Raw genomic sequence first — 3,099 nt, forward strand, 5'->3', positions numbered from 1 at the left:
GTCCCGTACGGCGTGGCGGGCGTAGAGCGACGCCGCCAGCTCCTGCGCCCAGTCCCGGTACGGACCGCCGACGGCGTCGGCGAGGTCGAGCAGGAACTCGCCGTTGCCGGCCAGACCGTGGCAGGCCGCGGTGGGCGAGCTCCACCGCACGCCGCGGACCGCGACCGCGGCATCCTCCGCGGCGCGCAGGTGGGCCGGGTCCCCGGTGTCCTGCCAGAGCCGGACGAGGAACGTACCGACGCCGGATGCCCCGCTGCACCAGTGGTACAGCATGCCGCTGCCGGGGGCGTCGTCGCGGTCGGTGCGCCAGCGGGCCCCCCACGGGCCCCGCTCGGCCTCCGCGACGAGGGTGTTGCCGGCGTCCACGGCGGCCTCCAGGTACTTCCGCTCGCCGGTGGCGCGGGCAGCGGCGAGCAGGGTGTAGCCGACACCGGCGACGCCGTGGGCGAAGCCGAAGTGGCGGATGCCCGCGAGGGCCGAGTCGAAGTCCTTGGGGACCGGCCAGAACACCCGGTCGCCGTCGTACTCGGCTGCGGTCAGCAGGCTGTCGGCGGCCTCGGCCGCCCGCAGGCGGAACTCCTCGCGCCCGGTGGCGTGCCACAGGTGGAGCTGGGTGAGCGCGCTGCCGGCCGTGCCGTGGCAGACGTCCGGGTTGGGCCAGTGGACGGGAAGGGCGAGGGCCAGCTCGGCGGCGTGGTCGGCCAGTTCGGGGTCATCGAGGCGCAGGGCGGCGTCGTGCAGCGCCCAGGCGGTACCGGCGCGCCCGAAGTAGAGCCCGGGCAGCGGGTTCGGCACGTCGGCGCGGCGGCGGTCGAGCCAGCCGGCCACCTGCGACAGGACGGCGCGGCGCTCCTCGCGGGCCCCGGCGGGGCCCGCGAGGCTGTCCGCGTCGCTGTCCGCGTGGGTGTCCGCGAGGGTCAGCAGGCCGAGCACGCCGGCGGCGCCGTGCTGCACGTTGCAGGCGTCGGAACTGCTGCCGAACCCGGTACTGGGCCACAGGCGCGGGGTGCCGTCACCCGGATCCGGGAGGGTGGCCAGCAGATGGGCCAGGCCGTCGTCGACCAGGCGCTGCTGGAGCGCGGGGTCGAGCCGGTCGGCGGGGAGCTGCGGGTCTGCGGGGAGCCGTCGGTCGGCGGAGAGCTGCCGGTCGGCGGCGCCGCCGGGCGAACCGGCCGTCCGGGGCCCGTCGTTGCCGGAGCCGGCCTCGGACGCGAGTGCCACGGGGGCATTGGCGTCGAGCCCGTCCAGGAACTCGCCCAGCCGGGCGAGGGTCCACCGGGCTCCCGGATCCTCATGGGTCAGCCCGAGCACGGCCGGTGCCAGCAGTCGGGCGGCCCGGTTGTGCACCCCGCTCATCGTGAGCAGCCCGGCGAGCTGCGGCCGGGGGGAGGAGGGCTCGGGCCGGCTCTTGGGGAACGTGGGCGCGGTGCCCACGGCCAGGTAGAAGAGGGCCCCGCCGAGGGAGTAGAGGTCCGACTCCGGGCCGGGCATCGGGCCGAACCGCGGCCCGCGGAGCACCTCGGGCGCGGCGAACCCGTCGGTGTAGCCGCGCGTGGCCCACTGCCCGGGCCGGACCGCCAGCTCCGGGTCGATCAGCCGCAGCTCTCCGTCGGGCCCCACGATGATGTTGTTCGGGGTGAAGTCCCGGTAGACCATGCCCAGTTCCTGCACCCGGCCCAGCAGCGCGGCGAGCCGGCGGGCCATCTCGACCACCCGCGCCGGCTCCAGGCCCGCCGTGCGGCCGGTGAGGTCCAGCTCCTCCTGCACCCATCGGGTCAGGGTGCTCCCGGGCAGCGACTCCTGGACGAGGAAGGTGTGGCCGTCCAGGTCGAACAGTTCCACGTGCCCGGCGGCGATCCCGTCGAGCTCCGCCAGGGCGGCGGACTCGCGGCGCAGCGCGTCGCGGGCGTCCTCACCGGTCACGCGGGTGCCGACGTGCGACCGGGCCTGCTTGACCACCACTTCCGCTCCGGTCCGGTGGTCGAGCGCCCGGTAGATGCCGCCCCGGGCCGAATGCCGGATCGCTTCGCGGATCTCGAACCGGTCGGCGAGCAGGACCGGCCCCGGAGCCCTGGGAGTCGAGGGTGCCGCGGACGGCTCCGCGGGGAAGGGCGACACCGCCCAGGCCGGCGGGCAGAACCACGGCTTGCGCAGGTCCTCCGCGGTGGTGCCGTCCGGCGCCTGGACCCGCAGCTCGTGGCTGCCGTCGTTGGTCAGCACCGGCACCCCGCCGTACACGCCGTAGCGGTAGTGGACCAGGCTGCCCGGGCGCAGCCGGCGGTCGGAGAGGATGGCCGGGCCGGGCAGGCCGGCGGTGGCCTCGTCCAGGGCGGCGGCAAGCCGGCGCAACTGCTCGTCGTCCGCCGGGTAGCAGGTGACGATCTTCCCGCACTGGGCGCGGTCGTAGCGGTCCGAGGTCATCTCCTCCACCACCGCGATGCTCTTGGCGAACTTGAAGCCGCAGCCGGCCGCGACCAGGACGGTCGCCGCGCGGTGCACCACCTCGGGCGCCGACAGCCGGGTCGCGGACAGGTGCAGCTTCCAGCCCTGGATCCGCTCGTCCCGCTCGGGCGGCATCACCCGGCACCAGGCGTCGTCCTCGGTGACCGTCCAGTCGTGCGCACCGTGCTCGGCGAGGACCGCCCGTGCCAGGCCCTGCAGACGGAATCCGTCCGCCGCGCCGGCCGTCGCGCGCTTCTCGCCCGACCCTGCGACCTGCTGCACCAGCTGCCTCCCGTCCGTGTGTTCTGCCGGCCGCGCCACCGCGTCCGCCGGCCGGCGAGGCATGCCTCGCCCCGGCAAGTCGGTGGGTGGGGGGCCGTGTTCACCGGCGTCCGCCGGGCACAGGTAGGAAGCTAGTGCGGCGGGTGCGCGCCGCAGATCGTGGAATCCCGCAGGGCGGACCCGTATGGGGTGGACCGCGGGAGGACTGCGGGAAACCACGACACGTACGTACGGGGTCCCGCGACAGGTCCGTGCGAGGGGCCGCGAAACGGGTCGGCCCCCGGGGGGTCCCCGGGTGCGCGGCAGGGCCCGGGGGCCAAGGGTATGGGTGTCGGCCGCCGTGGGCACCCCCAGGGGGGGGGGTGCGACGGAGTG

At 76.0% G+C, this 3,099-nt stretch carries 1 protein-coding gene; it reads right to left on the bottom strand.

Annotated elements, in window-relative coordinates; all coding sequences use genetic code 11:
- On the bottom strand, positions 1-2,724 hold a 2,724-nt coding region (gene lanL / locus ACWGDE_RS37715; RefSeq protein ID WP_453393598.1), incomplete at its 3' end, for a class IV lanthionine synthetase LanL.
- Positions 2,725-3,099 lie beyond the last annotated feature (375 nt).

It is taken from the genome of Streptomyces sp. NPDC054956 (assembly GCF_053609185.1).